This is a genomic window from Streptomyces sp. NPDC054842 (assembly GCF_053611025.1).
In genome coordinates, this window is sequence record NZ_JBSGZN010000073.1 from 23,050 (window position 1) to 29,049 (window position 6,000).

Genomic DNA, 6,000 nt, shown 5'->3' on the forward strand with positions numbered 1-6,000 from the left:
GAAGGGCTGGGAAGCCGAGGGGCTGAAGGACTGAGGGGTGACGGACCTGACCGGTGATCGCCGACCCTCTCGGACGGACGGACGGACGAACGGACGGACGGCGTGCCGGGCCGGCGGAACCGCCCGCCCGCCGCGCGGCCGCCCCGGCCGGGGTCAGGCCGCCGGCGTCCGCCCGCCCGCCGCCCGGGTCAGTCCCACCAGAAGGACCAGACCCGCTCGCCCAGCACCTCGTGCTCCGCGTACGCGCGCAGCGTCTCGTGGTTGCCCTGGGTGATGTTGTCCGGGCAGAAGGCGAAGTGCTCGGCGGCGACGGCCTCGGCGGTGGCCGTGGTGACGGGCGGGGCGGCCACCGACAGGACCAGCTGGTCGAAGGAGAGCGCGACCACCCGTATGCCGAAGCGGTCCTCCCAGGACCGCAGGACCGACGACAGCCGCGCCACGTCGTTCTCGTGGTTCACCGCTCCCGACCAGCCGATGGCCGCCGGGAGGTCCGCGCTGCGGCGGGCCGGGACCAGGGCGAGGCGGGGCTTCCCGAGCCAGGAGCCGCCGTCGGTCAGGGAGTCGGCGACCTCGGCCGCCCCCGCGTCCGGATCGGCGGCCGGCGGGACGGCCGGCGCGAGTCCGGGCCACAGCGGGCCGAAGGGGGCGACCGTCTCGTCGTACGTCGCCGGGGTCCCGAAGACCTCCTCGACCTTCGCCCGGACGGGGTGGTCGGCGCCCTCGGTGAGTTCGTCCGCCGCGTACTCCTCCCAGGCGTCGGCGAGGACGTCCTCGGCGTCGTGGTCGCCCGCGTACGAGGTCCTGCCCGGGCCCAGGTCCCAGCCGGCGGGTCCGCCCGCGTCCTTCTCGCCGGAGGCGATGAGCACGGGGTGCAGTCCGGCCGTGCGCCGCGCGAGCGAGAGCCGCAGCCAGTCGCCGGGGGCGGCCGGGCCGTCGGCGAGCCACAGCAGCGGTTCGTGCCAGGGGCCGTCGACCGTCGCGTCGACCAGGGTCCCCGGCGGGAGTTCGAGTCCGAGGACGCGGCCGCTAGGGTCGGCCGCCAGCTTCGGCAGCGGGTTCGGAAGTGTCGCCATGCGCAGGACTGTAGGGCGAGCCACTGACAGTGGGCCGGGAGTGGCCCCGCCGAGCGCTCAACAGCGGTCGTGCTGAACGGAGTTGGCTCGTTTCCGGCAGTCGGCCGCCGGTGCCGGGAGTTACAACAGGGGAACGGGTGTCCAGCGTGGGCGCCCGTTCTCACGGAGGGGGAAACATCCGTGCGCAGCAGCACAGGATGGCGGCGTTTTCTGACCGGCGGGACGGCCGCCCTGACCACGACCGTCGGGCTCGTCACGGCACTGGCCGCACCCGCGCGGGCGGCCGACGGCACACCGGCGCCGGTGACCAGGTACAGCCACACCAGTGAGGCCGGGGACTCCGTCGGGCAGGGCGGCAGCGTCGTCTTCACGCCGAGGACGGCCACCATCACCGCGCAGGGGACGGCGGAGTCGGTTCGCGTGCGCGTGTCCGGCGACACCGGCTGGTGGGACGTCGAACTCGCCGCACCCGCCGGCGAGAAGCTGCACCCCGGTGTCTACCGCGACGCCGAGCGGGCCGCGTTCCGGACCGGCCGCGCTCCCGGCCTCGACGTGTACGGGGACGGACGCGGCTGCAACGAGGTCCACGGGCAGTTCTCGGTCAACCAGATCGAGACGGACGCGTCCGGCGCGGTCACCGTTCTGGACGCCACCTACACCCAGCGGTGCGAGCGTGCCGACGCTCCCGCGCTCAAGGGCGTCGTCAAGTACCGCGCCCTGCCGCTGTCCTACGCCTGGACCAGCGACCCCGGTGACTACATCGGCCAGGGAGGACGGCTCACGCACACCGGTGCGACGAGCACCTTCGGCCTGCGGCCGTGGGGCGACGGCGTCCAGTACGACGTGTCCGGCAGGCGCGAGTACTTCACGGCGCTGCTCACCCCGCCCACCGGCGAGCGGCTGGAGGCGGGCCGCACCTACCGGGCCGAACGTGCCAGCGGGGACGGCGTCGCCGGACTCGACGTGCACGGCGACGGGCGCGGCTGCAACACCACCACCGGCGAGTTCACGGTCACGAAGCTCGCCCGCGACGGCGACGGCACCGTGACGGCGCTCGCGGCGACCTTCGTCCAGCACTGCGAGGGCGCCGAACCCGCCCTGCGCGGGACCATCCACTACTACGCCTGACACGGGGGCGCTCCCGGCACGCCGACGGCCCCGGCGGGACGGGCGTGCCGTCCTGCCGGGGCCGTCACCGTGCGGTGGCCGGGCCCGGGCCGGTCAGAGGCGCTCGGGCGTCCGGATGCCCAGCAGGTCCATGCCCTGGTGCAGGGTGCGGGCCGTGACGGCGCAGTAGAAGAGACGGTTCTCGACCTGCGCCGGGGTGTCCGCCTTCAGGACCGGGCACTTGTCGTAGAACGCCGTGTACAGCGAAGCCAGTTGGTACAGGTACGCCGCCAGCTTGTGGGGGGCGTACTCGGCGGCGGCCTCGGCGACCGTCTCCGCGAACCGGTCCGCGTGCAGGCCCAGCTCGCGCTCTGCCGGGGCCAGTTCGAGCTCCGGGTGCGCCACCGGGGTGACGTCGCCCGCCTTGCGGATGATCGACTGGATCCGGGCGTACGCGTACTGGAGGTAGACGCTGGTGTCGCCGTTCAGCGACACCATCTGGTCCAGGTCGAACTTGTAGTCGCGGTTCGCGGACGTCGACAGGTCCGCGTACTTCACCGCGCCGATGCCGACCTGCGTGCCGCGCTCGGCGACGTCCTCCTCGGACAGTCGGCCCAGGGTGTCCTTCTCGCGCACGACGGCCGTCGCCCGCTCGATCGCCTCGTCCAGCAGGTCGACCAGCCGGACCGTCTCGCCCTCACGGGTCTTGAACGGCTTGCCGTCCTTGCCCAGCACCGTGCCGAACGCGAGCTGGTGCGCCTTCACGTCGTCGTTCAGCCAGCCGGCCCTGCGCGCCGTCTCGAAGACCATCTTGAAGTGCAGGGACTGCCGGGCGTCCACGACGTAGAGCAGCGTCGACGCCTTCAGGTTGAAGACCCGGTCGCGGATCGCCGACAGGTCGGTGGCCGCGTACCCGTAACCGCCGTCCGACTTCTTCACGATCAGCGGCACCGGGTTGCCGTCCGGGCCCTTCACGTCGTCGAAGAACACGCACAGCGCGCCCTCGGAGCGCACGGCGACGCCGGACTCCTCCAGGAGGCGGCACGTCTCGTCCAGCATGTCGTTGTAGCCGGACTCGCCGACCACGTCCGCGTCCTGGATCTCCATGTCGAGCTTGTCGAAGACCGAGTAGAAGTAGATCTTCGACTCGTCCACGAACCGCTGCCACAGGGCCAGCGTCTCCGGCTCGCCCGCCTGGAGGTCCACCACCCGGCGCCGCGCCCGCGTCTTGAACTCCTCGTCGGAGTCGAAGAGCACCCGCGAGGACTTGTAGAGCCGGTTCAGGTTCGACATGGCCTCCTCGCCGGAGACCTCGCCGCCCTCGTGGTCCAGCTCGTGCGGGTGCTCGATCAGGTACTGGATGAGCATGCCGAACTGCGTGCCCCAGTCGCCGATGTGGTGCCGCCGCACGACGGACTCGCCGGCGAACTCCAGCATCCGCACCACCGCGTCGCCGATCACCGCGGACCGCAGGTGACCGACGTGCATCTCCTTGGCCACGTTCGGCTGCGCGTAGTCGATGACCGTGGTGCCCGGGTGCTCGGCGCGCGGCACGCCGAGGCGGCCCTCGGTGTCGGCGGCCCGCTCCGCGAGGTTCGCGGTGATCGCCGCGTCGGTGACCGTGACGTTCAGGAAGCCGGGTCCGGAGACCTCGATGTCCTTGATCACGTCACCGGACTCGACCCGCGCCACGACCTGCGTCGCCAGCTCGCGCGGGTTGGCCTTCGCCTTCTTCGCGAGCGCCAGGATGCCGTTGGCCTGGAAGTCGGCCCGGTCGCTTCGTCGCAGCAGCGGGTCCGCGGAACCGGCCTCCGGCAGTGCAGCCGAGAGGGCGTCCGCGAGGCGCTGGTGGACGGAAGCGGTGAGGGACGTGACCGAGGCCATGGAGTGATGCCGTTCTGCTCGGGTTCCAGGAGTTGCTGAGGACAGGGAACCCAGTATCCCACGCGGTGAAAAGCCGTTTTCGCGGTTCAGGCCCGAGCTGGGAGAATGGTGCCCGTCAGCCGTACTGGCGTATGAGAAAGAAGGACGTGCCGATCGTGGCTCAGAGCACCGAGACCACCGACTGGGTCTCCCGTTTCGCGGACGAGGTCATCGAGGAGTCGGAGCGCCGGGCCCCGGGCAAACCTGTCGTCGTCGCGTCCGGACTCTCCCCCTCCGGCCCGATCCACCTCGGCAACCTCCGCGAGGTCATGACCCCGCACCTCGTCGCCGACGAGATCCGCCGCCGCGGGTACACCGTGCGCCACCTGATCTCCTGGGACGACTACGACCGCTACCGCAAGGTCCCGGCCGGTGTCGCGGGCGTCGACGCATCCTGGGCCGAGCACATCGGCAAGCCGCTCACCTCGGTGCCCGCGCCCGCCGGCTCGGCGTACCCGAACTGGGCCGAGCACTTCAAGGCCGCGATGACCGAGTCGCTGGCCGCGCTCGGCGTCGAGTACGACGGGATCAGCCAGACCGAGCAGTACACCGCGGGCGTCTACCGCGAGCAGGTCCTCTTCGCGATGAAGCACCGCGGGGACATCGACGCGATCCTGGAGCAGTACCGCACCAGGAAGGCCCCGCCGAAGAAGCAGCAGTCGCAGAAGCCGGTCGACGAGGCCGAGCTGGAGGCCGCCGAGGGCTCCGGTGCCGCCGACGAGGACGACGGCAGCGGCTCCGCCGCCGGGTACTTCCCGTACAAGCCCTACTGCGGGCGGTGCGAGAAGGACCTGACCACCGTCACCTCCTACGACGACGACACCACCGAACTCGCCTACACCTGCTCCGCCTGCGGCTTCTCCGAGACCGTCCGGCTGAGCGAGTTCAACCGCGGCAAGCTGGTCTGGAAGGTCGACTGGCCGATGCGCTGGGCCTACGAGGGCGTCGTCTTCGAGCCCAGCGGCGTGGACCACTCCTCCCCGGGGTCCAGCTTCCAGGTCGGCGGGCAGATCGTCGGGATCTTCGGCGGCAAGCAGCCGATCGGCCCCATGTACGCGTTCGTCGGCATCAGCGGCATGGCCAAGATGTCGTCGTCCAAGGGCGGCGTGCCGACCCCGGCCGACGCGCTCCAGATCATGGAACCGCAGCTGCTGCGCTGGCTCTACGCCCGCCGCCGCCCCAACCAGTCCTTCAAGATCGCCTTCGACCAGGAGATCCAGCGGCTCTACGACGAGTGGGACAAGCTGGAGGCCAAGGTCGCGGACGGCTCCGCGCTCCCGGCCGACGCCGCCGCGTACGCCCGGGCCGTCGGCACCGCCGCCGGGGAACTGCCCCGGACCCCGCGCCCGATGCCGTACCGCACCCTCGCCTCCGTCGCCGACATCACCGCCGGCGCCGAGGACCAGACGCTGCGCATCCTCAGCGAGCTCGACCCGCAGAACCCGCTCGCGTCCCTGGACGAGGTCCGGCCCCGGCTCGACCGCGCCGAGGCGTGGATCAACACCCAGGTGCCCGCCGAGCAGCGCACCGTCGTCCGCGAGGAGCCCGACGCCGCACTGCTCGCCTCCCTCGACGACGAGGGCCGGGAATCCCTGCGCCTGCTCCTGGAGGGCCTCGACGACCACTGGTCGCTGGACGGCCTGACCCACCTCGTCTACGGCGTCCCGAAGGTCCGCGCCGGCTTCTCCGCCGACGCGACCCCGAAGGAGCTCCCGCCGGAGATCAAGGTCGCCCAGCGCACGTTCTTCGCGCTGCTGTACCACCTGCTGGTCGGCCGGGACACCGGCCCGCGGCTGCCCACGCTGCTGCTCGCGGTGGGCCAGGACCGGGTGCGCAAGCTGCTCGGGGCCTGACGGCCGCCACGACGAGAGGGGGCGCCCGGTGACCACCGGGCGCC

At 72.1% G+C, this 6,000-nt stretch carries 4 protein-coding genes; 2 read left to right on the forward strand and 2 right to left on the reverse strand.

Features of this window, described 5'->3' with window-relative positions; all coding sequences use genetic code 11:
* Window positions 1-188: 188 nt before the first annotated feature.
* Window positions 189-1,073: a DUF4253 domain-containing protein gene (locus tag ACWGIS_RS34515; protein ID WP_453366447.1), complete on the reverse strand. Its 885-nt coding sequence runs from the start codon at window positions 1,071-1,073 to the stop codon at window positions 189-191.
* Between the two features lie 180 nt (window positions 1,074-1,253).
* Between ACWGIS_RS34515 and ACWGIS_RS34520 the strand changes: the two genes are divergently transcribed.
* On the forward strand, window positions 1,254-2,201 hold the full coding sequence (locus ACWGIS_RS34520; RefSeq protein WP_453366448.1) for a hypothetical protein: 948 nt from the start codon (window positions 1,254-1,256) through the stop codon (window positions 2,199-2,201).
* A gap of 93 nt (window positions 2,202-2,294) precedes the next feature.
* Here the strand turns inward: ACWGIS_RS34520 and argS are convergent, their stop codons facing one another.
* Window positions 2,295-4,064: an arginine--tRNA ligase gene (gene argS / locus ACWGIS_RS34525; protein WP_453366449.1), complete on the reverse strand. Its 1,770-nt coding sequence runs from the start codon at window positions 4,062-4,064 to the stop codon at window positions 2,295-2,297.
* 146 nt (window positions 4,065-4,210) lie between these two features.
* On the opposite strand from argS, the gene lysS reads away from it, so the two are divergent.
* Window positions 4,211-5,956, forward strand: coding sequence for a lysine--tRNA ligase (gene lysS / locus ACWGIS_RS34530; protein ID WP_453366450.1), 1,746 nt, complete (start codon window positions 4,211-4,213; stop codon window positions 5,954-5,956).
* The last annotated feature ends 44 nt before the right edge of the window (window positions 5,957-6,000 follow it).